The following is a 26930-nucleotide window of genomic DNA, read 5'->3' on the forward strand; positions in this document are numbered from 1 at the left end:
ACTACATAAAAAACACACCCCACGCAACGCCTGTCCGGCAGGCCAATCCGACGGCCATTTTTATTCACTTAAAAACAATTACTTATTTACATAAATAGTCAATTCCTCGCGACACCTGCTTGCCTTGGCCGTAATGGCATATGGCTTGCCCTATGTAGATGGATAAATAACAAAACAATGCCCACGGGCAATTGTCATCGTGCGAAGCACATCGGTGGACGCACGGACCGGAGCCAGAGCCGTATCCGGTATGGCGGACCAAGCAACTTGGAGCGAATCGACCATGAAGACCACAACAGGCGCCCTTGCGCTGATTCTCGCCGCGCTCGGCACAGGCCCCGCGCAGGCGCAGGACGACCCGGGGCAGCACGCGCAGCAGCCCCCCACCAGCGGGCAACTGCTCCGGGATATCCAACAGCAGGAGCTGGCCAGGACCTTGAGCGACAGGGTCGCCCGGATGCAGCCCGAGCCCGACCAACCCTACCAAGTGATAGACGGCGGCATGCCGCTGCCACCCGAGCTTTGCCAGCAGTCCCCCCAGGATTGCCAGCCAACGGCCAAGGAACATCGTCAATGAAAAAAGCAGTCGGAGCATTTTCCCTTTCGGTCCTCGCCACCGCCCTGATCGGCCTCGCCTCGCCCGCCAGCGCACAGACCGCCCCGGACGCCGGCCAGTCCCTGCGCGACCTGCAACGGCCCCCGCCGCTGCCCTCGGAGCGCACCCTGGACCTGCAACTGCCGGACGACGGCGCCGCCGAGCAAAGCGCCCCGTCCGGCGGCCCCGCCGTGCAGGTCGAGGGCTTCACCCTAAGCGGCAACCACAGCCTGCCCGGCGACGAGCTGCTGGCGCTGCTGGCCGACCTGCGCGGCCAGGAACTCGGCCTGGGCGACCTGGAGAACGCCGCTGCGCGCATCACCCGCCACTACCGCGCCCAGGGTTATCCGCTGGCGCGCGCCTACGTCCCGGCGCAGACCATCCGCGACGGCCTGGTGGAGATCGCCATCCTCGAAGGCCGCTACGGGCGCATCGACGTGGACAAGCAGGATGCCCGTCTGCACCACTTCGCCCTGGCTCCGCTGCGACGCCTGGAGCCCGGCGACCCGGTACGTGCCGCAGCCCTGGAGCGCGCCCTGTTGCTGCTCGACGAACGTGCCGGCGCCACCACCCGCGCCACCCTGCGCCCCGGCGACGAGACCGGTGCCACCAACCTGCTGGTGGGCCTGGAGCCAACGCCGCTGCTGACTGGCAGCCTGGAATACGACAATGGCGGCAACCGCTTCACCGGCGCCGACCGCCTGGGCGCCAGCCTCGGCATCAACAGCCCGCTGGCCCTCGGCGATCGGCTGGACCTGCGCCTGCTGGGCACCCGCGAGGAGCAGTACTACTACCTGGCCAGCTACCAGTTGCCGCTGGGCCCCTGGGGTACCAGCCTGGGCGCCAGCTATTCCTACATGGAGTACGAGCTGGGCAAGGACTTCCAGGACCTGGACGCCTACGGCACCGCGCACACCGCCAGCGTCTTCGTCAACCAGCCGCTGGTCGTCAGCCGCCCGTTCTGGCTCAACGCCCGCCTGCAATACGACAACAAGCGCCTGAAGGACGAGATCGACCTGTTCGACACCGAAAGCCGCAAGCGTTCGGAGGTCGTCACCCTCGCCCTGGAAGGCAACGCCCGCGACGACCTGTTCGGCGGCGGCCTCACCAGTTTTTCCCTGGGCTGGAGCCACGGCGACCTGTCCCTGCGCAGCCCGTACGACCGCGCCATCGACGATCTCACCGCGCGCACCGAGGGCGACTTCGACGTACTGCGCCCGACCCTGGTCCGCCTGCAGCGCCTGACCGACCGCTTCAGCCTGCTCCTGCGCCTGCGCGGCCAGTGGGCCGACGGCAACCTGGACGGCTCGGAGAAGTTCGGCCTGGGCGGCGCCTACGGCGTGCGCGCCTACCCCCAGGGCGAGGCCCAGGGCGACGAGGGCTGGCTCGGCAACCTGGAGCTGCGCTACGCCCTCACGCCGAACTGGCAGCTGTCCACCTTCGCCGACCACGGCCGCATCCGCGTCAGCAAGGACCCCTGGGACGACGGCGACAACCACCGCCGCCTCAGCGCCGCCGGCATCGGCGCCGCCTGGGCCAGCCCGCACTGGCGGCTCGACGCCAGCGCCGCCTGGCGCCTGGGCAATGCCGCCCCCGAGAGCGACGCGCACAAGGCACCCAGGCTCTGGGTATCGGCCGCCTGGCTGTTCTAGGCGCCCGTGGGAGGAGCCTGTAAGGAGCGGGCCATGCCCGCGAACCCCGCTCACGGACAAACGAAGCGACCGAAACGACCAGCACCGAAAAAACCAGCCAACACCAAGCCAACACCAAGAGAGCCCAGCCAACACGAGGCCCGACACACCATGAACCATATCTACCGCACCGTCTTCAACCGCAGCCTGGGCGTTTTCCAGGTCGCCGCCGAAGGAACCCGCAGTCGCAGCAAGGCCGGGCGGACCGCCGGCCTGGTGGGCGCCCTGCTGCTGGGCGCCGGCCCCGCCCTCGCCGCCGACCTGCCCACCGGCGGGCAGATCGTCCACGGCAGCGGCACCATCGGCAGCGCCGGCAACGCCATGGTCATCGACCAGGCCAGCCACAAGCTGATCACGAACTGGCAGAGCTTCGATATCGGCGAAGGCCACAGCGTCACCTTCAACCAGCCGGGCGCCTCCGCCGTGGCGCTGAACCGGGTGCTGGGCAGCGACGGCTCGAAGATCATGGGCACGCTCGAGGCCAACGGCCAGGTATTCCTGGTCAACCCCAACGGCATGCTCTTCGGCCAGAATGCCCAGGTCAGCGTCGGCGGCCTGGTCGCCTCCACCCTGGACATCGCCGACCAGGACTTCCTGGCGGGCGACTACCGCTTCCAGGGCAGCGGCGACAACGCCGCCGTGACCAACCTCGGCCATATCCAGGCGGCCGATGGTGGCGCCGTGGCCCTGCTCGGCGGCAGGGTCAGCAATGAAGGGATCATCGTCGCCAACCTGGGCACGGTGGCGCTGGCCGCCGGCGACGCCATCACCCTCGACTTCGCCGGCGACGGCCTGCTCAGCGTGGAGATCGACCAGGGCCTGAAGGATGCCCTGGTGCACAACGGCCAGTTGATCGAAGCCGACGGCGGCCGCGTGATCCTCAGCGCCCGCGCCGCCGAGACCCTGGTGCAGAACCTGGTCAACCAGCAGGGCATCGTCCGCGCCCGCAGCCTGGAGAACCGGGGCGGCGAGATCGTGCTGAACGGCGGCGCCAGCGGCACTGTCCTGGTCGCCGGCACTCTGGACGCCAGCAGCGAGACCGGCAACGGCGGCAGCATCCAGGTCACCGGCGAGACCATCGCCCTCGAAGGCGCCAGCCTGGACGTTTCAGGCGCCACGGGCGGCGGCAGCATCGAGGTCGGCGGTGGCTACCAGGGCGGCGGCCCGCTGGCCCATGCCGAGCGGGTGAGCGTGGATGCCGGCAGCACACTGAAGGCGGACGCCAGCGGCACGGGTGACGGCGGCAGCATCGTCGTCTGGTCGGACGGCGAGACCACGGCCCAGGGCCGCTTCTCCGCCCGCGGCGGCGCCGAGGGCGGCGACGGCGGCCTGGTCGAGACCAGCGGCAAGCAGCTCGAGCTCACCGGCATCGCCGTCGACACCCGCGCGCCAGCCGGGGAAACCGGCACCTGGCTGATCGACCCGGACGGCTTCACCATCGGTACCGGTGGTGATATGACCGGCGAAGCCCTTGCCGCCGCACTGGAAAGCAGCAATGTCGAGATCCAGTCCACCGACGGCAGCGGCACGAGCGGCGACATCGATATCAACGATGCGGTGAATTGGTCACAGAACACCCTGACCCTGAGCGCCACCAACAACATCAACGTCAACGACGTGATGACCGCCACTGGCGAGGCGGGCTTCGTCGCCAATTACGGCACGGGAACCGATGCCGACGGCGTGCCCTACGGTCTGTACATGGCCCAGGGGGCACGGGAGTTCGTCGGGCGTATCGACTTCTCCGGCAGTGGCACGGTGACGCTGAACGGCACGCAACACACCGTCATCAGCGACGCCGCCGGACTGGCGGCGATCCAGGCGGACGGCCACTACGTGCTGGGCGCCGACCTCGGCGACTTCCGGGACCAGTCCATCGCCAGTTTCTCCGGCAACCTCAATGGCTTCGGCCATACGCTGGCCTACTTCAACAACGGCAACAATACCGGCCAGGCCAGCGGCCTGTTCGGCACCCTGGAGGCCTCCGCCCTGGTGTCCAACTTGGGCATAACCAGCGGCCTCATCAACGGCTCGGCGGATGGCCAGGCGGTCGGTAGCCTGGCCAACGTCAACCATGGCCGCATCGCCAACAGTTACACTGCCAACACCATAAACGCCACCAACGCCCCCACCGTCGGTGGGCTGGTGGGCGTCAACCATGGGCTGATCGCCAACACCAGCAGGTTCGGCAACGTCACCCTGGGCGCGGGCACCACAGTCGCGGGCCTCTTCGTCGGCAGCAACGAAGCGGGTGGGCGCATCCTAGGCGGTGCCGTCGCCGCCTACGTGGCCGCCAATGACCTCTACTCCTACGGCGTGCAGCTTGATGCGGCCAACGTCAGCGGCACCGAGCCCATCTACCTTGGCGGCTTCGCCGGCAGCAACGCGGGCAGCATCGAAAAATCCTATACCAATGGTTACATCAATGGAGGCGACCTGCCCTCGTCTCCCTACATTGCTGCCAACACCCGGGCTGGCGGCTTCGCCGGGCGCAATGACGGCAGCATCGACCAGTCCTATGCCTACAAGATCGCTACCGCTACCGGTGCTGGCACACGAACCCTCTACCGCGCCGACGGCAAGGTTGCCGGTTTCGTCTACGACAACTACGGCAGCATCAGCAACGCCTATGCCTGGCGGACCCTGAGCGGCAATACCCGAAACGCCGCTGGCTTCGTCTACAACAACCACGGCACCATCGAGAACGCCTATGCCTGGTGGGGCGCGCCAGGTAACGAGCTCACTGCCACGAGAGAGCGCTGTGGTTTCGTCTGCAGCAACGACGGCGTTCTGAACAACGTCTACTGGAGCCTGGATCGAAGCAACAATCCTCGCGGCACCTACCATGACGACTTCGTCAGCGAAATCGCCAGCGGCGCGGCCGCCGACCTGGCGAGTTATGCCGGCTTCGAGCCGGCCATCTGGACCAGCGCCTACAGCGGCTTCCCCCTGCTTGCCGGCCTCTCCACCGTCCATGTTGGCAGTATCGCAACGCAAACCACCTACGGCACCGTCTCGGCAAACTCCATCGGCGGCCTCTACATCTACGGCCTGCAGGCCGGGGATACCGCCAGCGCGCTGCTCTACGTGGACGAGGACGCCCTCGACTGGGGCTATCTGGACGCTGGCAGCTACGAGGCCGCCACCACCCTGCGCGCCCGCTCCGACGCCTACGAGCTGGCGGGCCGCTTCACCATCACACCGGTATTGCTCCAGTTCCAGATCAACACCTTCCTGGACAAGGAATACGACGGCACCACCACGGTCAACCTCAACACCGCCCTGAACAACGGCGGCCTGGGCCTCAATGCTTATAACAACCAGCTCTTCGGCGACCAGACCCTGACCATCAGCTACGACGCCGCCTACGAAACCCCGGACGTGGTACGCACTGCCGGCGGCGTCGTCACCAACAACCAGGTGCTGGTCACCAATATCCAGATCGCCGACGGCGAGAACGGCGGCAAGGCCGCCAACTACTCTTTCGCCAGCGACACCTATGCCACGAGCGCCAGGATCACCCCCAAGGCGCTGGACGCCGCCGACCTGCTCGCCCTCGCCGACGACAAGATCTACGACGGCTCCGCCGCCGCCAGCGCCCGCATTACCTCGAGTAACGCCCTTGTCCTGGGCGATATCGCCAAGGGCCTGGGCTTCACCTACGGCGCCGCTCAGTTCGACGACGCCAATGCCGCCAGCGGCAAGACGGTCACCCTCTCCGGGCTCGGCCTCACCGGCGCGGGGGCCGGCAACTACAGCCTCGCCATCGACAGCCTGACCACCAGCGCCGATATCGCTCCGCGTGCCGTGACCCTCACCGGCACCAGCACTGATACCGGCACCCAGCAGGTCGGCGCCGCTGCCCTGGCCCTGGGCAACCTGGTCGCCGGCGACAGCGTAGGCCTCAGCGGCAGCGCCAGCCTGCAGAGCCAGAACCTGGGCAGCAATACCCTGGACACCGGCAACCTGGCTCTCGACAACCCCAACTACACCCTGGTCGGCGCGGTCACCAGCTTCATCCTCGGCGACTTCTCCCGCACCGTCATATCCGCCAGCGACGGCGTGAGCTTCGACCAGCCGAACGACCCGACCCGCATCACCACCACCACGGACAAGTCGCGCATCGACTGGCAGACCTTTTCCATCAACCAGGGCGAGACCGTCGAGTTCGTCCAGCCGAACAGCCAGTCCATCGTCCTCAACCGGGTGCTGGGCAGCAATCCGACCCTGATCGCCGGCGCCCTGGAATCCAATGGCCGGGTCTTTATCCTCAACCCCAACGGCGTGCTGATCGCCCTGGGCGGCAGCGTCGCCGTCGGCGGCCTGCTGGCCAGCACCCTGGCGATCGGCGACGACGACTTCGACAACGACAGGTTCCTGTTCACCGCCGCGGGCGGCGACGGCTCGGTGGTCAATGAGGGCGATATCGTTATCGTCGATGGCGGCTTCCTGGCCCTGGCCAGCGGCAACGGCGTCAGCTCCACCGGCAGCGTCACCGCATCCGGCGGCACGGCGCTGCTGGCCGCGGCCGACAGCCTGACGCTGACCCTGGATCCGGCCGGCCCCGGCCTGGCCGGCTATGCCCTCGACGCCCTGCATGGCACCACCACGGTGAGTGGTCGGGTGGACGTCTCCGCCGCGGATGGCGGCGGGCTGATCGAGACGGCGGGCCAGCAGTTGGTCGTCGACGAAACCGCGCTGGACACCGGCGCCAGCGGCACCTGGTCGCTCAGCCTGCCGGGTATCGCCATTGGCGGCGATGAGGCCAGCCACAGCGTCGCCTTCGTCGAAGAGCAACTGGCCAAGCGCGGCCTCGCCCTCAACGCCGTGGGCGGCGACCTGACCCTGGGCGAGGACCTGGCCTGGACCGACGACACCATCCTGGGCCTGGGCGCCAGCGGCACCATCCGCGTCAACGCCCGCATCGCCGCCGAGGGCGAGGCCGCCGGCCTGACCCTGGACGGCGACTACCTGATCGACAGCGCCCGCCTGGACTACGACGGCAACCCCAGCGGCCACGCCGGCGCCGGCATCACCCTGGGCGGCGCCAACGCCAGCCTGGCCATCGACGGCCAGGACTATGTGCTGCTGCGCGACATGGCCGATTTCGCCAGCCTCGACGGCAGCGACCACTACGCCCTGGCCCGGGATATCGACGCCTCGCTTGCCGGCACCTATGGCGGCGCGGTGCTTCCCACCCTGTCCGGCACCCTGGCCGGGCTCGGCAACGTCATCGACCGCCTGAGCATCGACGCCGGCGCCAACAGCACCCAGGTCGGTCTGGTCGGCACCGCCACCCCCGGCAGCGTGATCCGCGATATCGGCCTGAGCAACGCCAGCGTCGCCGGTGCGATCCAGGTGGGCACCCTGCTGGGCTTTGGCAACGGCGTGCATATCGAGAACGCCTGGGCCAGCGGCGAGGTCAACGGCTACACGCACAAGAACGTCCTGAACAGCAACAACGTCGAATACGGCAGCAGCACCATGGGCGGCCTGATCGGCTCGGTGATCTTCTCCACCGTGGAACGCGCCCATGCCGATGTGAAGGTGACCGGCGTCTACGGCGGCGGTATCGGCGGTGGCTCGGCCGGCGGCCTGGGCGGCCTGATCGGCACGGTTCAGGCCAGCACCGTCAGCCATGTCTACGCCACCGGCGACGTCACCGGCACCGGCTCCATCGGCGGCCTGATCGGCAGCATCGGCAACAACGGCGACACCATCGGCAGCGGAACCCTGCTGCAATACGCCTGGGCCAACGGCAACGTCTATGGCGTGCCCGGCGGTCGGGTGGACCCCACGCAGAGCATGGCCGACGTGGACGCGACCCCCGCCTCCTCAGTAGGCGGCCTGGTCGGCAACGTCGGCAGCCAGTATGCCAACAATACCCTGGACACCGTGCGCGCCAGCGGCGACGTGCTGGGCAGCTACGCGGTGGGCGGGCTGATCGGTTCCACCTTCAGCAACTACAGCGGCGAGGGCTACGCTATCCTGGTCAACAACGCCCAGGCCAGCGGCAACATCACCGCCTACGACAACTCCATCAACAACAGCCCCTTCATCCATTCGGTGGGAGGATCCCTCGGCGGGCTGATCGGGAGCGTCTGGGGCGGCGGCACGGTCAGCAACTCCTCGGCCTCCGGCGACATCAATGTCGGCGAGGGCATCTACAACGACGTCGGCGGCCTGATCGGGCTCTTCGGCCATGGCGGCGGGAACCCTAACCTCATCAATTCTTCGGCCTCGGGCAATGTGAACGGCACCGGCAATGTGGGCGGCCTGGTTGGAAGCAACCAGGGCAGCATCAGCGGCTCCTGGGCGACCGGGAATGTTTATTCCTATCCGGGAGCCGCCGGGGGACTGGTCGGTAGAAATTACCAAATCGGGCTGATCGAAAACTCCTGGGCGTCCGGCAATGTGACTGGATGGGGGGGTAGCGGTGGGCTGGCAGGGAGCAATGGTGGGGTTATTCGCGACTCCCACGCCTATGGCGACGTGTCGGCGGAGGAGCGCGAGGGCGTGGATGGCGGGACCTTTCGGGGCACCAGCACTGGCGGGCTGGTCGGTAGCAATGTAGGGCTGATCGAGAACTCCACGGCCTCGGGGAACGTCAATGGCGGCGCCAGCACTGGAGCTTTGGTGGGTAGTAACTCTTCCAATTATGGTGAAGCCCCTGTCATCAGAAACTCGTTTGCAACGGGTGCCCTGGAAACCAACGGTTTCGAGTCCGGGGGGTTGGTGGGTCGCAACCAGAGTCCAGTAGAAGGGAGCAGCGCTGGCATCATCATCGACAGCAACTGGACGCCCCCAGCCGGGGGGAACGGCAGCCCGCCGCCTGGCCAGGACGACGAAGGCCCCACCCGGGGACTGCCCACCGACGTACCTGCCGCAGCCTACCAAGCTGCTGTCCAGACCGCGCAGCAGTCCGCACCCCGCATAGCTTTCGACGGTAACAGTAATCCGTCCCTGGAGCTGATCGCGGCCCGCCACGAGGGCAGCGGCAGCGCCCACGGCGGTCAGGTCCAGGCCGAAGGCTCGACCAGCTTTTCCACCACTATCCAGACCATCCAGGTGGATGGCGTGCTCTATCGCCTGGACGACGAGGATTGCGCGGGCGGGGACTGTCCCATCGCGCAATAACCGGGGCCGGAGGGCCCGATCGCAACGGCCCGCCGCGAGGCGGGCCTTATTCAGTGAAGAGAAGGAGTTCAGTCATGACAATTGTAAAAGTAGGCGCCGCACCCTTGTTGGCCAGATCTTTCGGCTACCTCGACGATTCGGTGTCACCGCCCGAATGGGTTGAGGGGTCAGTGATCGAGGCCTATAAGGTGGCCAACGGCATCGGTACTGAAATTGAATTCCATGTCACCAGTAGCGTGCCGTCGGGCATGCTGCGCAACCAGATCATGAACGGCCTGGGCGCCAGCCCCAGGTACTACCCCTACACCCTATTCCTCTCCGCCGACATGAACTTTCCGGGCCTGGTCGCCGCCTCCTACGGCCCGACCGGCTCGGTGGTTGCCGGCCTGACTTCCGGGGTATCGGTCTTCTCCCAGGGGCGGTTGATCCATGTTTCTGGCGACGTTACCCTGCCCGGCACTATCGACCTCACCGATATCGACCCGGCGGTGTTCAAGGCCAATTACACCACCGTCGGTATCTGCGAGCCCACCATGGGGCCCTACGGGGTGGCCGGCGAGCAGGCGCTGGAAGAGTTCTACGATATCGACATCGCCGCCGCCTATGCGGCCGGCAAGCTCAAGTACTTCTCGCCGATCGAAGAGGTCGACAAGGCTATCGAGAAGACGGGAAGCGACCCGAGCGGCGTGCAGTCGGGCTTTATCCCCAGCGCCCTGCACTACTCGGGCACCGGCGTGCTGACGCCTCCGGATGACTGGACCTACCGGGATTTCGTAGGCGAAGACTACGACCTGCACAACCAGGGCGCGCTGATCGTCTATGACCCCGGTGATACCGCCGCCAGCACCGCCGCTCAAAACCTGCTGACCTGGCTGGCCACCCCGGCCGGCCAGGCCGCACTGGCGCTCTGGGGGTTGAGCTTCTGAGGTTCCACCCTCCCGCCCCTAGGGGCGGGAGGGCCATATGCCTATATGGAAAAAGCGGGAGCCCCGGTTTTTCGGCATTTCGTCCTCGGTGGGGTGGCGATGCGGCAGAGGCTGCGGCCGTCTTTCCATCGGCCTGATCAACGCTTGAAATGAATCGCTTATGAACACGACAGCCCCGTAGGGCGGGTAAAACCCGCGCGGTCATTGCACGTGGCCGGCCTCGCAACGGCGGGTTGCAACCCGCCCTACGCCTGTCGCTGGTGCCGGAAGTTCGCACGGCGAATTTTCGCCTGCACGGCCCTCTACCGACACCACCCGATCAGCCCGAAAACACCTGCTCAAGCCCTTCGGCGAACAATACCCGCTCGGCCCAGGCGGCCAACTCGGCTTCGCTGGCGGTCTGCAGCCGCTGTTCGAGGGCGCCGGGCAACTCGCCGAACTTGATCTGCAATTGGCGGCGCAGGGTATTGGCTTGGCCTTCGATCTTTCCTTCTGCTCGGGCCTCCGCCTTCTCCGTCACCTCGTCGCGCAGCGCACGTTCGCGGACGAACGCCAGGCGCTGCGCCTCGTCGTCGGCGGACAGCGCCTGCAGGCGCTCACGGGCCTTCTGAACCGCGGGGCTTTCGATGCGTTGCATGAGGTTGTCCTCCTGCCAATGCTTGAGGTATGCAACCCGACCCCGTAGGGGGGTGAAACCCGCGCGGTCATTGCACGTGGCCGGCCTCGCAACGGCGGGTTGCAACCCGCCCTACGCCTGTCGCTGGTGCCGGAAACTCGCACGGCGAATTTCCGCCTGGACGGCCCTCTACCGACACCACCCGATCAGCCCGAAAACACCTGCTCAAGCCCTTCGGCGAACAATACCCGCTCGGCCCAGGCGGTCAGCTCGGCTTCGCTGGCGGTCTGCAGCCGCTGTTCGAAGGCGTCGGGCAACTCGCCGAACTTGATCTGCAATTGGCGGCGCAGGGTATTGGCTTGGCCGATAGCCTTTCCTTCAGCACGACCCTCCGCCCGGCCTTTGGCCTCGGCCTCCGCCTTCTCCGTCACCTCGTCGCGCAGCGCACGTTCGCGGACGAACGCCAGGCGCTGCGCCTCGTCGTCGGCGGACAGCGCCTGCAGGCGCTCACGGGCCTTCTGAACCGCAGGGCTTTCGATGCTTTGCATGAGGTTGTCCTCCTGCCAATGCTTGAGGTATGCAACCCAGTCTGCCAGAGCGCTGCCAGCTTGGGAATGCAGTCGATCGGCCTTGGGCAGTTCGATCAGGTGCAGTTGCAGGCTACGGTCCAGTCGTACGTCGGGGCGCTGGCGGTCGCGTAATTCAAAAGCCCAGCAGGCCTGCGCCTCCCCGAAAAGATCGAAGTCCATCAGGTGGATGCCGATCACCGGCTGCACCTGATGATAGCCTTCCCCGCCCTGCAACTGCCGACCCAGGTTGCGGGCCAGGTAATAGAGGCTGCGCGAGGGCCAGCCGGCGTGGTTGCGAGTTTGCATCTCGATGTTGAACAACTGCCCAGTCAGGTCGCGGGCAAGGATGTCCAGCACGATGAACTTGCCGGTGAGCTCCTCCGGGGCGATCTGCGGGTTGAGAACCTGCAATTCGACGATGGGCGGCTCATCGCTGCGCACCGCATTGATGAGATCGGCCAACAGGTCCGGCGCCTCGGCGAACAGGCGCTTGAAGATCACGTCTAGCTTGGGGTCGAGTAAAGGAAGTTTGGGCATGCTGTACGTCCTTGTACGGGAGAAGCGCTGCAGGCACGACTTGAGCGGCCCCTGGCGGATCGGTTTGATGCGCACCGAGGCATCGATACCACCGGCTTCCCCGGCAGTGAAGAAGATCAGGGTTCTGGTGGCATAGCCGAGGAGGTGGTTCTTGGTCGTGCTGCCCATCCCTGCACCTGCCGGCCGGACGCTGTATGAAAAAACAGTATTCGCGCGACCTGCGTGCCGCAAGCGGAAAATGCCCGCTGCGTGAACGCCGTCCCAGTCGTTCCTCCTCGCAGTAACGCGGCTCGCGACGAAGCGGCAACGGCCCTGGCGACGCGGCTAAGCCTTCAAGGGTGTTCGAATGGCCGCTGGTTCGCTGCTGGATCAGTTCTTCGGGCGCTCCTGTACGAAGGACACCGCGATGGCCACCTCCATGGCCCTGGGCGGCCGCTCGAAGGGCGCGCTGGCCTTGGCCGCCTCCAGTGCCTTGCGGTCCAGCAGCGAATAACCACTGCTGCGGCGAACCTGCAGAGAACCGGCCTGGATATATCCATCCTCGCCAAGACGGAAACTCACCACCGGCACGCCGACCTGGCCAGCCCGCCTCGCCTCCGCCGGGTAGTCCAGGTGGGACTGGATCGCCCTCTTCAGTTCGGCCAGGTAGCGGCGCAGAGCATCGGCTTCGGCATCCTGGTTACGCAGGGTCTGCTGTTGCTGCTGTTCTTCGGCTCCCCGGACCTGGGGTGCGCTGCTATCGACCACCGGCCTGGGTGTCGGTGTCGGCGGGGTCGAGGAGGAATCCGGACTGGGCGCAGGCGGCTTCGGCGCGGGCGGCTGCGGTTCGGCGATCGGTTCGACCTGCACCGGACTGGGCGCGGGTGACTCCCTGAGCATTTCCCGAGGTTCCTCCGGTGGCGGCGGCGGCGGTGGCGGTGGCGCTTCCGGGGACGGTGGCGGAGGCGGTGGCGCGTCCGGGGGTGAGTCCATTGCCGGCTGGTCGATATCGGCACCGGCAACCCGCTCCTCCACCTGGCGGGCGGAGACCATGCCGAACAGTTCCACCACCAATTGCTCCTGGCTGGGTGGCGGCGCGGTCAGGTAGTCGCGCAGCAGCCAGGGCGTCAGCAGAGCGCCATGCAGCAGCAGCGATACCATGAAACCCTGCCCCAGACCGAAGCCAGTGCGCTGCCCTGTCGGCGATGGCGCTACTGAACCGGCCGCCGTCAACGAAACCTGCATGCCGTTCACCGTCCGCCGCTCTCCGTCTGCACCGCCACCTTGCCAAAGCCCAGCTGCTTGAGCACGTCCACCACGTCGACGAAATGCTGCAGGCTGACGGCCTGGTCGGCGCGCAGCAGGAAAGCGGTTTCCCGGTCCTCTTCCTCTATCGTGCGGCCAAGCGCCTCGGTGGTCAGCGGCTGACTGTCCAGGTAGATGGTCCCCTCGGCATCGAGCTCGATGGTGCGCTGCTCGCTCCGGTCCGGCGCGCTGGCGGTGGCCTGGGGCAGGTTCACCGGGATCTTGCCGCTGACGATGAAGCTGGAAGTCATCAGCACGATGGTCAGCAGTACCAGCATGATGTCGATGAAGGGGACCATGTTCATGCTTTCGAATGGTTTTTCATCCATGAGCGATCTCCCACCTGAGCATCAGCACCTTGGCCTGGCGCAGCAGCAGGTTGTAGAACACTACCGCCACCAGGGCGACCAGCAGCCCCACGGCGGTGACCTTGAGCGCCAGGGCCAGGCCGACCATGATCTGCAGAGTGTCGATGTTGGCGTCCATGCCCATCTGGTAGAAGGTCAGCATGATGCCCAGGACGGTGCCGAGCAGGCCGATATAGGGCGCATTGGCCGCCACCAGGGAAATCACCACCAGCTTCCCTGACAGTTCCAGCTCCAGGGACTTGAGGTCGTCGAACGCAGCAGGATCGATGCGCCGGTAGCTGAAGTAACGCTCCAGGCCGACCGCCACTACCGCCAGGCTGAGGATCAGCAGCAGCCCGATCACGCCATAGTCGATCAACCCCGCCAGCCATTGTGCATTCATCTCAGATTCTCCTTTGCCTTTCGTATTCAAGGGTCGAAGGCCGGCGGTTCAGAACACAGGCCGGCTTGGAAGCGCACGCGGGATCGTCCGGCCGACTCCGATCGCTGCACCACCTGCAAACGCAAGACGACCTAAAGCGCTCGCCCGTTCGCAAAAGCGGCCTTGGTTATTTATTTAGCAGATGACATAACCAGACACGACCAAAGACCGTAAGCAAGCCATGTGCCAGCACCATGAAAAACCGATCGAAACACCGGCATTCATGCCGAATGGCACCTAACCATTTGTAATCATTGAATACCTGGAATGAACAAGAAAAAGCGGGAAGATCTGTACTCTATGATGCACGCCTGGTTCGACCTCCCTATCCAGTCGAACCACTAACAATTTAGCAACGGCTACAACGCCGATAAGGGTAACTGGCAGGTTAGCCGGGATAGCACCGGTCACCGGGGAGGAACACAGCGACGGACATGACATCAACCGATGCCATGCCCATCGCATGCGGGTATCTGTTGCATCCTGCGGATGCCAGGGCTCTAAAAACGGCAGGCGGCGTCAAAGCCGACGCCGTACTGCCGCTCGGCGCTCAGGCCGTCACCCCCAGAATCACATTCGATGCCTTGATGACGGCCGTGGCGCTGCCGCCCACGGTCAAGCCCAGCTCGGCCACGGCTTCGCGGGTGACGACCGACGTCACCTCGGTGCCGCCCGGCAGGGTCAGGGTGACTTCGCTATTCACCGCACCGGGCTCGATGTGCTTGACCACGCCGACCAACTGGTTGCGTGCCGACAAGCGCAGGTCGCTGCCATCGCTCATCAGCATTACCCAAGGCGCCTTGACGATGGCTAGCACCTCTTTGCCAGGCGCGAGTTCCAGCGCGGTGACGCTTTCCTGAGTGACCACCGAGATCAGTTGGTCACCCTGGCCCAGCTCGATTTCCACCTGGGCGTTGACCGCGCCGGGCCGCACGGCGATTACGGTTCCCTTGAAGACATTGCGGGCACTGACTTTCATGGATCGCCTCCTGTCGTCTTTGCGACGTCGCTATATCATTCCGTACATAAATTGTCGGCAAAAGGACTTTTGACGACGTCCTGAATTCTACATACATGGCTTGTAGCGGAGGAACCACAAGAAAGACCCGTTTGGCATAGGCATTGCTTTATATAAACTAAACGACACAAAGAACCATATGGACTCCCCATGAACGCGACTCGTTTTTTCGCCCGGATGTCGCTGGACACCGAAGTCGGGACCGCCTTGAGCGACACCCGGATCCGCCTACTCGAGCAGATCGAACGGGAAGGCTCGATCAACCGCGCAGCCAAGGCCGTGCCGCTTTCCTACAAGGCTGCCTGGGATGCCATCGACACCATGAACAACCTGGCCCCGGAACCGCTGGTGAAGCGCGTCGCGGGTGGTCGTCAGGGCGGCGGTACGCAGTTGACCGATTATGGCCGGCGCATCGTGGCCATGTACCGGGCCCTGGAAATCGAATACCAGGCTGCGCTGGACCGACTGACCGAACGGCTCAAGGAGGTGAATGGTGGCGATGTGCAGTCATTCCAGAAGCTCATGCACCGCATGAGCATGAAAGCCAGCGCACGCAACCAGTTCTCCGGAACGGTCACGGGCCTTCGACTGGGCGGCATCGACTACGAGGTGCGCATCGCTCTGGATGCGCAGACCGAGATCACCGCGATCATCACCCGCGCCAGCGCGGAGAACCTGGGGCTTGCCATCGGCCGGGAAGTGTTCGCGCTGGTCAAGTCGTCCTCGGTGATGCTGGTGGCCGACCGATCGGTAAAACTCACCGCCCGCAATCAGCTGTGGGGCGAGGTCTCGGCGATCCATGAAGGCCCGGTGAACAGCGAGGTGACCCTGGCGCTGCCCTCGGGACGCAGCGTGACGGCAGTGGTGACCGCCGATGGCTGTGAAGCACTGGGCCTCCGGCCTGGCAGCCCGGCCTGCGCCATCTTCAAGGCTTCGAGCGTCATCCTTGCCATCTGTGAATAGTTCCGTTGCAACCATCATCAAAGGAGTAACCCATATGAATGCATATTCGCGCCTGTTCGCAGCCCTGGGATTTGGCCTGCTGGCCTGTTCCGTCCATGCCGCCGAGGTGACCATCGCCGTGGCCGCCAACTTCACCGCACCGATGAAGGAAATCGCCGAAGCCTTCGAACAGGACACCGGCCACACCGTCAGAACCTCCCTCGGCCCGACCGGCGCGCTCTACACCCAGATCAAGAATGGCGCGCCGTTCGAGGTTTTCCTGTCGGCGGACGACAGCACGCCGGCGCGCCTGGAGAGCGAGGGTGATGTGGTCGAAGGCTCGCGCTTCACCTATGCGGTCGGCAAGCTGGTGCTCTGGTCACCAAGGGAAGACTACGTGGATGACGAAGGCGCCGTGCTGGCTGCAGGCGACTATCGCTATCTGTCCGTCGCCAACCCCAAGCTCGCCCCATACGGACTGGCCGCCGCTCAGGTGCTCGAGAAGCTCGGGCTGACCGAGACCGTTCGCCCCAAGCTGGTAGAGGGCAGCAACATCGTCCAGACCTACCAGTTCATCGCCACCGGCAATGCCGAACTCGGCTTTGTGGCGCTGTCCCAGGTCTACAAGGACGGCGCCATCAGCAGCGGCTCGGCCTGGAACGTACCGGCAGAGATGCACGACCCCATTCGCCAGGATGCGGTGGTGCTCAAGCGAGGCGCGGAAAACCCCGCCGCCGCCGCGCTTGCGGACTATCTGAAGGGCGATAGGGCCCAGGCGATCATCCGCAGCTACGGCTACGAAATCTGAGCCGCTGTCATGCCCCTTTCCGCCCATGATTTCGCGGCCATCAGGCTGACGCTGGAGCTGGCCTCGCTGACCACGGTGCTGCTGCTGATCGTCAGCACCCCAATCGCCTGGTGGCTCGCCCGCACCCGGTCGCGCCTGAAGGGGCCGATCGGGGCCATCGTCGCCCTGCCGCTGGTTTTGCCACCGACGGTACTTGGCTTCTATCTGCTGGTAACCATGGGCCCCCATGGCCCGGTCGGCCAGGTGACCCAGACACTGGGCTTGGGCACCCTGCCCTTCACCTTCGCGGGCCTGGTGGTGGCTTCAGTGTTCTACTCTCTGCCCTTTGTGGTCCAGCCATTGCAGAACGCATTCGAAGCCATCGGCGAGCGCCCGCTGGAAGCCGCGGCCACCTTGCGGGCCGGGCCCTGGGACACCTTTTTCACCGTGGTGCTGCCCCTGGCGAGACCCGGCTTTTTTACCGCCTCGATCCTCGGATTCGCCCACACCGTGGGCGAGTTCGGCGTCGTGCTGATGATCGGTGGCAACATCCCCGGGGTGACCCGAACGGTGTCGGTGCAGATCTTCGACCACGTGGAAGCCATGGAATACACCCAGGCGCACTGGCTGGCGGGCGGCATGGTGGTGTTTTCCTTCCTGGTACTGCTGGCGCTCTACTCCAGCCGCCGCCTCAAGACCGGCTTCACCTGACCGATGATACCTATGAACGAGCAGTCCTCTCTCTCTTGCAACCAGATCCACGCCCGCTTTCGCCTGACCTGGCCAGGCTTCGAGCTGGACGTCGATCTGAACCTGCCCGGGCGCGGTGTCACCGCCCTGTTCGGTCATTCAGGCTCTGGCAAGACCACCTGCCTGCGTTGTGTCGCCGGCCTTGAGCGAGCCGCCGAAGCGCGCCTGGAGGTCAATGGCGAATGCTGGCAGGACAGCGCAGCCGGGCTCTTCGTCCCGGTCCATCAACGTCCGCTGGGCTACGTATTCCAGGAAGCGAGCCTTTTCCCTCATCTCACCGTGCGCCGCAATCTGGACTTCGGCCGTCGCCGGGTCGCCAGCGCTAGCCGCCGAGTGCAGTGGGACCATGTGATCGAACTACTTGGCATCGGCCATCTGCTCGACCGCCTGCCGGATCGGCTGTCCGGCGGCGAGCGCCAGCGGGTGGGCATCGCCCGCGCACTGCTGACCAGCCCGAGGCTGCTGCTCATGGACGAACCGCTCGCCGCGCTCGACCTCAAGCGCAAGAACGAAATCCTGCCCTACCTCGAGCGCCTGCGGGAGGAACTGGACATCCCGGTGCTCTATGTCAGCCACTCGCCGGATGAAGTAGCGCGGCTGGCCGACCACGTGGTGCTGCTCGACGGTGGAAAGGTGGTTGCCCAGGGCGGTTTGCGGGAGACTCTGGCGAGGCTCGACCTGCCCACGGCGTTCAGCGAAGACGCTGGCGTGGTGATCGAGTCGAGGGTGGCCGAGCACGATGACACCTTTCACCTGTCACGGCTGGATTTCCCGGGCGGCCACGTCCTGGTGGCGCGCCGTCAGGAAGCCATCGGTCAATCCTTGCGGTTTCGCGTACATGCCCGCGATGTCAGCCTGGCGCTGCAGCGCAACGACGACACCAGCATCACCAACGTACTGCCGGCACAGGTATGCGAGACGGTCGATGCCGACACGCCAGCCCATGTGCTGGTCCGCCTCGACGCCGAGGGCACGCCACTGATCGCTCGCATCACCCGCCGCTCCGCCGTGCAACTCGGCATCCAGCCTGGCCAGCGCCTGTGGGCGCAGATAAAGGCCGTGGCCTTGCTCGGCTGATCGCCTTTCTCCTCTCCACATGGGAACGACAAGACCGGACCAGCGCCGGTCGCGTCGAGGCATCGCGCTGTCACGCCTGCAAGCCGTCAATCCCCGTCTTTTTATATACAAACACTACATACAAAACACGACAAAGGTGAGTAACCCTACACCCTAGGTCGGACTGCGTCCCGAGATAACTAATTGTTTTTATAGATTTATTTCAAAGACAGCCAAACTGCCTCTTTTTTGCATACAGGATATATCCGAACAAATATAAGTAACGGATTACTTAATCAATCAGGAGTGTAGTGGATGTACAAGAGATCAATCGTCTCGGCCATGGCGGTCGCAGTGCTGGCCCAATGGCCGGCTACGTCAGCTCAGGCAGCTTTCGTCGAAGATAGCAAAGCCACCCTGGGGCTTCGTAACTTCTACATCAACGCCGACCCGCGCGAAGGCGTTGCGAACCGGCAGGAAGAATGGGGGCAGGGGTTGATCCTGAACTTTGCCTCCGGCTATACCCACGACGGTCAAGGGATAGGCATCGACGCGCTTGGCCTGCTGGGAGTCAGACTGGACTCCGGCAAAGGACGGCACGGCAACCCGACCAGCAATGCCTACGGCGGCGTCGTCTTCCCTACTGACGGAGACGGGCGCGCAGCTTCGGAGTTTTCCAGCCTGGGCCTGACCGGCAAACTGAAATTGTCCAGCACTGAGCTAAAAGTCGGCACGCTGCAACCGCGGCTGCCGGTGGTGACCTTCAACGATGGTCGCCTGCTGCCACAGACCTTCCTGGGCGCCCAGATCACCTCGACCGAACTTGCAGGACTTACCCTGATCGCGGGCCAGTTGGAGCGCGCCAAGGGTCGCAATTCCAGCGACAGCCGGGGACTGTCCATTGCCGGCGCCAACAATGCCCGTAGCGGACGTTTCAGCAATGAGTTTCGCTACGCAGGTCTCGACTACCGCTTCACCGAGCGTCTGCTCGGGCAGTACTACTATGGAAGGCTGGACGAATTTTACGCCCAGCATTTCGTCGGACTGGTACATCAGCAGCCGCTGCCGACCGGTAGTCTGAAAACCGACCTGCGCTATTTCGACAGCCGCGCGGTCGGCGCAAACGCAAGCGCCGAAGGGCGTAGCAGCGGTTATAGAAGCGCCGGCTATTGGCGCGCGGGCGATCCCGAGCAAGGCAAGGTCGACAACCGCACCTGGAGCGCCCTGTTCACCTATTCGTTGCAGGGTCACGCCATCAGCCTCGGTCACCAGCGCGTCGAGGGGCCGAGCGCCTTTCCCTTCCTCAACCAGGGCGATGGTGCCACCGCCGCGCTGATTACCGATCGGCAGCTCGGTAAATTCCTCAACGCCGGGCAGCGCACCTGGCTCGCCGAGTACGGCTACGACTTCGGCCGGATCGGGGTACCGGGCCTGAAAGCCGTGGTGACCTATCTCAACGGAACCGGGATCGACACTTCACAGGGCAGTCGTCAGGAATGGGAGCGGGATATCCGCGTGGATTATCAGTGGCAAGACGGCCCACTGAAGGGCCTTGGACTGTCCTGGCGCAACGCAAGCCTTCGCAGTGATGTTGCCACGGACCTCGACGAAAACCGCCTGATCCTATCCTACAGCCTGCCGCTTCTCTGACCGTCTACGCGGTGGCACGGAGCCTGCCCTGCAAAAGGGCGCGCAACAAAAGCCTCTCCATTGCAGGCCGCTCCGTGCCCAACCGCGTGACTCCCGATATTCCGTCCCATCGATCACATCTGTGCCGCTCAAGGACGCATGCACTATGACGACACTCCTGCATTCAACCACTACCCGCCTACCCCTGGCCGCAGCTACTGGCCTGGCGATTGGTGCCCTAGGCGGCCTGATCGGCCTGGGTGGCGCTGAATTCCGACTGCCGCTGCTGATCGGCCTGTTCGGCTTTTCCGCCCTGGCCGCCGTTATTCTCAACAAGGCCATGAGCCTTGTCGTAGTCAGCGCCGCCCTGCTGTTTAGGGCCCAAGCGATACCATTTCCCGAGCTTCTCGCGCACTGGCCCATCGTGCTCAACCTGCTCGCCGGCAGTCTGCTGGGCGCATGGTTTGGTGCGGGCTGGGCGACCCGAATGAAAAGCCAGACGCTGTATCACGTGCTGGCAGCACTGCTCCTGCTGATCGCCGTGGCGCTGTTGTTTGGTCACGGTCTCGAACATACCGACCCACTGCTGGACGGCGCTGGCCAGGTGGCAGCCGGTATCGTCGCAGGCTTCGCCATCGGCATCATCGCCTCACTGATGGGAGTTGCCGGTGGGGAATTTCTCATCCCGACCCTGATCCTGCTGTTCGGCACCGATGTGAAGCTTGCCGGCAGCCTGTCGCTCGCCGTAAGCCTGCCGACCATGCTCATCGGTTTCGCCCGCTACAGCCGTGACCGCAGTTTTTCAGTAATCCAGCAGAATCTTGGCCTGGTTCTGGCAATGGCAGCCGGATCTGTCATTGGCGCGTGGTTTGGCGGCATCTTGCTGACTCAGGTATCCGCCGCCTACCTGCTGCCGCTGCTCTCTGTGATCCTGGCGATCTCGGCGGTCAAGCTCTGGCGCCACCGGTGAAGGAGCAGCCGGGCAGCTTTGTCCCCCCGTGGAGTAGCACGAACCATACGGTCAGTCAGAAACAGTTTGCCCGGTACGCCAAAGCGCCGATAGCATTCCAGAACTGCCTTCTTATCTCCCGGAAGCCCCTCCAATGCCATCCCCTGACCCGGCGGACGATCCTGATCGTTCAGAGCTGAACCGCCTGCGGGAAATCGTCGATCACAACTCGGACTGGCTCTGGGAGGTGGATGCCGAGGCTCGTTACACCTTCAGTTCGGAGCGATGTCGGCATCTCCTGGGCTACGCGCCCGAGGAGATGATCGGCAAGCGACCCTTCGACTTCATGCCACCGGCGGAGGCCGAGCGGGTTGCGGTCGAGTTCCAGGCAGTGGTGGCCGCTCGGCGCCCCTTCGCCGGATTGATCAACCGCAACCTCCGCGCCGATGGATCGCTGGTCGTCCTGGAAACCAGCGGTATCCCCTTGTTCGCAGCCGATGGCAGCTTCAGGGGTTACCGCGGGATCGACCGGGATATTTCACCGGACATAGGCCCGCTGAGCCAGCGTTCGGTGCAGCTCGAGGCCCTCTATGCCGCTGCGCCGGTGCCTCTGGCACTGCTCAACCGCGAGGGCCGATTCGTCAACATGAACCAGGCGATGGCCTCCCTGTGCGCCAGCGAACCGGTGTGCCTCGTAGGCCAGGCCCTGAACGACCACATCGATGACGCTGCGCTGGATCTGGCAGCGGTCTTCACGCGGCTCGAATGCGGCACGGCGGGGGTGCGCCAGGAACTGCACTGGCAGCAGCGCACCTTCCAGGTAGCCCTGGAAGCGGTGCGGGATGTCCATGAGGAACTGGTGGGGTTGACCCTGGCCCTCACCGATATCACCGACCTGCAACGGATGCGCCGTGAGCTGGGCGAGGCCAATGCCAGGCTGAGCCATCTGGCGCAGATCGACCACCTCACCGGGCTGTACAACCGCCGGCGCTTCGACGAGCAGATCCTCACCGAAATCGCCAGGGCCCAGCAGAGCCAACAGCCGCTGTCACTGCTGATGGTCGATATCGACCATTACAAGGGATACAACGATTGCTACGGCCACCGCGCCGGCGACCACTGCCTGCGACGCATCGCCGACATTGTGCGAGATACGCTGTCGGACCCGATGCATGTGGCCTGTCGCTACGGCGGCGAGGAGTTCACCATCATCCTGCCCCAAAGCGACGCGCCTGACTCTGCGGCCATTGCCGAACTGCTCAGACACCAGCTGGCGGCGGCGAACATCCCGCATCTGGTGTCCCCGTTCGGCCGCCTGACCCTCAGCATCGGCGCCGCCACCCTCCTCGTATCAGAGTCGGACGATCAGGATCATGGCCAGTCGGCGGAGCGCCTGCTGCAATGGGCCGACCGCGCGCTGTATCGCGCCAAGAGCCTGGGTCGCAATCGCGTCGAGCTGGCAGCGCGGCCTTCGACGAGTGAGGTGGGATGATGGCAACCGGCCGCGCGATAACGAAAAAGGGGCTGCGTCTCCACAACCCCTTTGAATTCATGGTGCCGGTGAAAGGAATCGAACCCTCGACCTTCTCATTACGAATGAGCTGCTCTACCGACTGAGCTACACCGGCAACCGGCGCGCATTATCAGGGGTAGCGAGGACGGACTCAAGTGCTGAAACGACACCGCCGGCGAGGTGCCGGCGGCTCGTGGAGGTCGTCAGTGGGGGCCGGAAGCGTGTTGCGCCTGGCCATTGCTGGTCTTCTCGTGGGCCATCTGGCGGGTTTCCTCGCCGACCTTGTGGGCCTCCTGCTTCAGCTCTTCGACCACCTGCTCGCCCTTGGCGCTGACCCGCTCGTACTGCTCTTCGGCCTTGTGCCGAAGCTCGTCGGTCATCTCGTCGCTTCTCTCGCCAAGCAGTTGGTCCTCACGCCGGGTTGGCGGCATGGAAGCAGCGATCAGCGCACCGAGCGCGACGCCGATGGCGCCAAGCGCCAGAGGCTGCTCGTGACGCAGGCGATCAAACCCGCCGCGGGCACGCATGGCCCCTTCACGAAGGCTGTCGGCTGCGTGGTGGCCGGTCTCGCTCAGGCGATGGCTGGTGTCGTGTAGCGCACCGCTGGCCCGGTCGCGGGCGTCGCGCATGGAGTCGGCGGCTTGGTGCATCGAGTCGGCGGCCTCGTGCTCCATGTGCGACGCCTTGCCCTTCATCGCCGCGCCCTGCTGCGAAAGCTTGTCGCCCATGCTCGGTCCGCTGCTGGAGATACCGCTACTGGACATGCTGCGGCCCGGACTGGTGGTCAGGGTGGTGGTACGGTGCGGATCGCGATTTTGCCCAGCCATCAGCCAGGCCAGGCCAATACCGGTCAACAGGGTCGGCACCGGGTTGGCCTTGACCGTATCGGCAAGGTTGCCGAAGAACTCCCCACCATTGCCCTTGGCGTAGCCCAGGGCCTTGTCGAAGAGTTCGCCCGGGGAGAGCTTGTTCTCCAGCTCGTCGACGATATGGCCGATGTCCGCGCGCTGCTTGTCGATTTCGCGCTCGAGGGTTTCAGGGTCTTTCTGCGATTCGATTTCGATCTGATTACGAGTGCTCATGAGCGTGCCCCCTTACGGCTTCTTTATCCTTGTTCAGGCTATTGATGGTGCGGTCGGGCTTGAACGACGAGGCTTCGAACTTCTTCTTGCCCGCCGAGACCATCACCAGGCCGACTACCACAACCACGGCGCCGACGATTAGCGCTGCAAGCCAGGGCGCGACCACATTGCTCAAGCCGTACACGGCCGATAGCAGCAGGATGATGAAGCCGCCCAGCAATACCGCACCGCCAGTGGCGACACTGGCCACGCCAGCCTTGGTGGCCCGCAGCGAGTCGCTGATTTCAGCCTTGGCCAATGCCAATTCCTTGGTGAACAGGGCCGGCACTTCCCGACCCAGTTGGCGCAGGAGGCCGCCGACAGAATGGTCATGCTGATGGACGTTGGCCGTGTGGGTTCCCCTGTTGGCAGCCACGTCGGCATGCTCGGGGGTCACTTTGCGTTGTTCGCTCATTTTGTTAAGCCCTCCGTCAGGGTTCAGTTATCGCGCTGGAAATTGGTCGGCGCGTTGCCGGCCCGGGTGCGCGGATCAGTCTTGATGGGAACTTCGCGGCCACCACCGGCCACAGTCGTGCTGCCGGTAGGCGCGTCGAGCGTAGAGCCGGTGGTGATGCCACTGTTCGGCCGGTTGCCGCCTGAAGCGCCCATGGAGGAACCGCTGCTGGAATTGCCGCTACCCGCGATGCCCTTGGAAAAGTCCACGTTGAGGTCTTTCTGGCGATCGACATCGCCCTGGAAGGGCGGCGCCCCGGACATCGAAGAATCGCTACGCTGCATGCCATTGCCATGGCTGCGGTCCTGCAACGAACTGTCCGCGTAGTCGCTGGCGGTATGGCGAGAGGATGCCTTGGCGAAACGGGTTACCCCAAAGCCGACCGCGATGCTGCCAAGAACGAACAGTGCGGGGTTCTGCCGTGCCATGCGATTCACATCGCCCAACAGCTGGTCGACACTTTTGCCGCGCAGGTCGTCAGCGAAGTCGACCATGTTCTGCGCCATGTCTGAAACGTAGTGCGAAAGGCCCGGCCGGTCTGACTCGAGGTCCTCCGCTGCCACCTTGGCACTGCGGGCGACCCTCTCGAGCTCATCGGCGGCCGTGCTGCGGTATTTGTCCACTTGGGACATGCCTTCACGCTTGGCCTGCTCGGTCAGGTCCTGGGCTTCATGCTTGAGATCGTCGGCAACCTCATGCGCCTCGTGTTTGACGTCCTGGCCTACATCTTTGGCCTTGTTCTTAACGTCTTCGGAGGCAGCGTCAACATTCGCTCGAGCGTTCGTTTTGGTGTTTGAACTGGCCGGCGAGGTGTCTGGCGTAGAGGGAAGGTCTTTAGGTTGGCCACCGTATCCGGTGATTTGATCGTCGGATTTCGTCATTTGCTCCACCTTTATCTAGCTGGGCCGATTGACCACGATCCGTTGGTTACAGCGAAGCGTGAAATAGCGCTTGCTGCGCGGTTCGTCGCATACATAGATGGTGACCGGGGCACCAAAATCGAGTTCCTTTTATTTGAACAAGCGGTGACGAACCGCAAGCGGCCAAAGTAGTGCCGAAATGACTTCATATACCCAAGATCGACCCTGAATTAACGAGGCGGCATATAAGCGAAGCGCTGCGGCATTGACCCAGGGAGCGGACCTAGAAGGTAAAAATTCCGAAAAGTTCCGCAACCATCTTTCACGGCGATGTGTCATTAAACTGTCAGAAGCGGGTTTTCTTGTATTTTGCAATATCTCAATGCAATAAAAAGCCGCTGTTGAACAGCGGCGTTTTATTAAGCACGATAACTTACAATGGTCCGATCGTGGTACAGGCGCTTTGTGCCTTCGCATGCTTTTGCATGATCGGTAGTTGCGGCCGGTGCTTACCGCTCTTTACATCCAGAGCGAGCACGTATTCACCCCACCAGGGACCACCCGCCCAGTAAGTGCTGGGGATGCAGTTCTGACGAAGGTAAGCGAGCAAACGGTCGGTGGCGACCATTGCCGTGGGCGACCAGTCGGGAACGCCATGCTCGCCGAGGAAGCCGCGCAAGTTGTGTTTCTTCAACCAGTTGACGAAGGGCTTGACTCGCTCTACGCCGATATCCGGATGGAATGTTTCGCGGCGGTTGGCGTACTTGCCGGAGAAATCGCTGTCGATATACATGTGCGCTTCATAGACCAGGCGATTGGCCGGGTTGCGCATCCAGGGGTCGGCGATCAGCCGATTGTTGTGGGCTTCCCAATGGTAGGCGCTCGACCACCGATCACCGGCCACGAAGATCCAGCGGTCGCTGTCCACACTGCGCACCGCCTTGGCGGCTGCAAGCGCAGCCTCGGGCCATTTTCCATTGGTGGAATGCGGCTCGTTCATCAGGCCGTAGCCGTACACGGCGGGATGATTGACCACACGCTGGGCGATCATCCGCCAGGTGTTGGAGAACTGATTGATAGGCACGTCCGACGAGGCGATCAGCTTGCCGTAGTATCGATAATAGTTGTGCATATCGAGGATGACTTTCACGCCATGCTTGTTGGCATGATCGAGTGCCTGGACCAACCTGTTGACCTCGGCCTGGTTCAGCCCCTCGCCGAGCTTGGGCTGAATACGCTCCCAGCGAAACGGCAGGCGAACGAGTTCGAAGCCCAGATCACTGTGACGCTTGAAGCTCTCTTCGCCGGGATATATATAGTGCGTGCCATACACTCCAGGCAGACTTCCGGTGCCAAATTCGGCGCCACTTAGATTGGTCCCCACCAGTGCAATGGGAGCAGCAACAACCTGGGTACCTGAACACAAACCGGCGAACGCAACAGAGGCGACCAGCGCTTTACGAGCACGAGCCAAAACAGCGGAAGACATTAGTTTCTCCTAGCTTACTACTTCCTGAAGGGCAATTGCCTGGAAATGAATCGTCTAAAGAGGAAGTCTGGCAATAGTTTTTGCCAGACAATGATTAATGGCTCGCCCCAACACTTCTTATCTTTGGAAACAGCCGTCTTGCGGGGCGGATTTATAATAGCTTTTGCCGCAGATGGGAAATTCTCTCGATAGCAGGCGGGCGTCAGATTGTCGTCGAA

The 26930-nt window shown here is 64.1% G+C and carries 20 protein-coding genes, 1 tRNA gene and 1 pseudogene; 11 read left to right on the forward strand and 11 right to left on the reverse strand.

Annotated features, from left to right (window positions below; all coding sequences use genetic code 11):
• Positions 1 to 283 precede the first annotated feature (283 nt).
• The 4 genes from ACFOMF_RS15615 to ACFOMF_RS15630 all read left to right on the forward strand — a co-directional run bounded on the left by ACFOMF_RS15615 (position 284) and on the right by ACFOMF_RS15630 (position 10349).
• Positions 284 to 577: a hypothetical protein gene (locus ACFOMF_RS15615; RefSeq protein ID WP_386366552.1), complete on the forward strand. Its 294-nt coding sequence runs from the start codon at positions 284 to 286 to the stop codon at positions 575 to 577.
• Positions 574 to 2247 (forward strand): ShlB/FhaC/HecB family hemolysin secretion/activation protein, encoded by a 1674-nt coding sequence (locus ACFOMF_RS15620; RefSeq protein WP_386366553.1) that lies wholly within the window; start codon positions 574 to 576, stop codon positions 2245 to 2247. Before ACFOMF_RS15615 ends, ACFOMF_RS15620 begins: the two co-directional genes overlap by 4 nt.
• A 150-nt stretch (positions 2248 to 2397) precedes the next feature.
• Positions 2398 to 9423, forward strand: a complete 7026-nt coding sequence (locus tag ACFOMF_RS15625; protein ID WP_386366555.1) for a two-partner secretion domain-containing protein — start codon at positions 2398 to 2400, stop codon at positions 9421 to 9423.
• Between the two features lie 74 nt (positions 9424 to 9497).
• A complete protein-coding gene (locus ACFOMF_RS15630) occupies positions 9498 to 10349 on the forward strand; it encodes a substrate-binding domain-containing protein (RefSeq protein WP_386366557.1) in 852 nt (283 codons plus the stop codon).
• Positions 10350 to 10668: 319 nt separating this feature from the next.
• Here ACFOMF_RS15630 and ACFOMF_RS15635 read toward each other — a convergent pair whose 3' ends face one another.
• From ACFOMF_RS15635 to ACFOMF_RS15660, 6 genes are all read right to left on the reverse strand, one after another.
• Positions 10669 to 10986 (reverse strand): hypothetical protein, encoded by a 318-nt coding sequence (locus ACFOMF_RS15635; RefSeq protein ID WP_386366559.1) that lies wholly within the window; start codon positions 10984 to 10986, stop codon positions 10669 to 10671.
• A 185-nt stretch (positions 10987 to 11171) separates the two neighbouring features.
• Positions 11172 to 12239 (reverse strand): Rpn family recombination-promoting nuclease/putative transposase, encoded by a 1068-nt coding sequence (locus ACFOMF_RS15640; RefSeq protein ID WP_386366561.1) that lies wholly within the window; start codon positions 12237 to 12239, stop codon positions 11172 to 11174.
• A gap of 201 nt (positions 12240 to 12440) precedes the next feature.
• Complete coding sequence (locus ACFOMF_RS15645; RefSeq protein WP_386366563.1) at positions 12441 to 13295, reverse strand: energy transducer TonB; 855 nt, start codon at positions 13293 to 13295, stop codon at positions 12441 to 12443.
• A 5-nt stretch (positions 13296 to 13300) separates the two neighbouring features.
• The gene (locus tag ACFOMF_RS15650; RefSeq protein WP_386366565.1) at positions 13301 to 13684 is read right to left on the reverse strand and encodes an ExbD/TolR family protein; all 384 of its coding nucleotides are present in this window, start codon (positions 13682 to 13684) and stop codon (positions 13301 to 13303) included.
• A complete protein-coding gene (gene exbB, locus ACFOMF_RS15655; protein WP_386366566.1) occupies positions 13677 to 14105 on the reverse strand; it encodes a TonB-system energizer ExbB in 429 nt (142 codons plus the stop codon). The genes ACFOMF_RS15650 and exbB overlap by 8 nt, the downstream gene beginning before the upstream one ends.
• Before the next feature lie 589 nt (positions 14106 to 14694).
• Positions 14695 to 15123 (reverse strand): TOBE domain-containing protein, encoded by a 429-nt coding sequence (locus ACFOMF_RS15660; protein ID WP_386366568.1) that lies wholly within the window; start codon positions 15121 to 15123, stop codon positions 14695 to 14697.
• Between the two features lie 189 nt (positions 15124 to 15312).
• On the opposite strand from ACFOMF_RS15660, the gene ACFOMF_RS15665 reads away from it, so the two are divergent.
• The 7 genes from ACFOMF_RS15665 to ACFOMF_RS15695 all read left to right on the forward strand — a co-directional run bounded on the left by ACFOMF_RS15665 (position 15313) and on the right by ACFOMF_RS15695 (position 22767).
• Positions 15313 to 16125: a TOBE domain-containing protein gene (locus ACFOMF_RS15665; protein WP_386366570.1), complete on the forward strand. Its 813-nt coding sequence runs from the start codon at positions 15313 to 15315 to the stop codon at positions 16123 to 16125.
• 34 nt (positions 16126 to 16159) lie between these two features.
• On the forward strand, positions 16160 to 16912 hold the full coding sequence (modA, locus tag ACFOMF_RS15670) for a molybdate ABC transporter substrate-binding protein (RefSeq protein ID WP_386366572.1): 753 nt from the start codon (positions 16160 to 16162) through the stop codon (positions 16910 to 16912).
• Positions 16913 to 16921: 9 nt separating this feature from the next.
• Positions 16922 to 17602, forward strand: a complete 681-nt coding sequence (gene modB, locus ACFOMF_RS15675) for a molybdate ABC transporter permease subunit (RefSeq protein ID WP_386366574.1) — start codon at positions 16922 to 16924, stop codon at positions 17600 to 17602.
• A gap of 12 nt (positions 17603 to 17614) precedes the next feature.
• Complete coding sequence (gene modC / locus ACFOMF_RS15680; protein ID WP_386366575.1) at positions 17615 to 18718, forward strand: molybdenum ABC transporter ATP-binding protein; 1104 nt, start codon at positions 17615 to 17617, stop codon at positions 18716 to 18718.
• 294 nt (positions 18719 to 19012) lie between these two features.
• A complete protein-coding gene (locus tag ACFOMF_RS15685) occupies positions 19013 to 20347 on the forward strand; it encodes an OprD family porin (protein ID WP_386366577.1) in 1335 nt (444 codons plus the stop codon).
• Between the two features lie 145 nt (positions 20348 to 20492).
• The gene (locus tag ACFOMF_RS15690; protein ID WP_386366579.1) at positions 20493 to 21296 is read left to right on the forward strand and encodes a sulfite exporter TauE/SafE family protein; all 804 of its coding nucleotides are present in this window, start codon (positions 20493 to 20495) and stop codon (positions 21294 to 21296) included.
• Positions 21297 to 21429: 133 nt separating this feature from the next.
• A complete protein-coding gene (locus ACFOMF_RS15695) occupies positions 21430 to 22767 on the forward strand; it encodes a sensor domain-containing diguanylate cyclase (RefSeq protein WP_386366581.1) in 1338 nt (445 codons plus the stop codon).
• A 60-nt stretch (positions 22768 to 22827) separates the two neighbouring features.
• On the opposite strand, the gene ACFOMF_RS15700 is transcribed toward ACFOMF_RS15695, so the two are convergent.
• The 5 genes and pseudogenes from ACFOMF_RS15700 to ACFOMF_RS15720 form a co-directional block, all read right to left on the reverse strand.
• A tRNA-Thr gene (locus tag ACFOMF_RS15700) sits at positions 22828 to 22903 on the reverse strand.
• Positions 22904 to 22991: 88 nt separating this feature from the next.
• Positions 22992 to 23870 carry a DUF3618 domain-containing protein gene (locus ACFOMF_RS15705; RefSeq protein ID WP_386366583.1) on the reverse strand — a complete coding sequence of 293 codons (879 nt, stop codon included), beginning with the start codon at positions 23868 to 23870 and terminating at the stop codon, positions 22992 to 22994.
• The gene (locus tag ACFOMF_RS15710; protein WP_386366584.1) at positions 23857 to 24324 is read right to left on the reverse strand and encodes a phage holin family protein; all 468 of its coding nucleotides are present in this window, start codon (positions 24322 to 24324) and stop codon (positions 23857 to 23859) included. Before ACFOMF_RS15710 ends, ACFOMF_RS15705 begins: the two co-directional genes overlap by 14 nt.
• Positions 24325 to 24347: 23 nt before the next feature.
• A complete protein-coding gene (locus ACFOMF_RS15715; protein WP_386366867.1) occupies positions 24348 to 25244 on the reverse strand; it encodes a hypothetical protein in 897 nt (298 codons plus the stop codon).
• 412 nt (positions 25245 to 25656) lie between these two features.
• A pseudogene (locus ACFOMF_RS15720) lies at positions 25657 to 26610 on the reverse strand (glycoside hydrolase family 5 protein); the annotation flags it as partial.
• Positions 26611 to 26930 lie beyond the last annotated feature (320 nt).

Origin of the sequence: Stutzerimonas tarimensis (genome assembly GCF_042648805.1) — a bacterium.
Taxonomy (GTDB): Bacteria; Pseudomonadota; Gammaproteobacteria; order Pseudomonadales; family Pseudomonadaceae; genus Azomonas; species Azomonas tarimensis.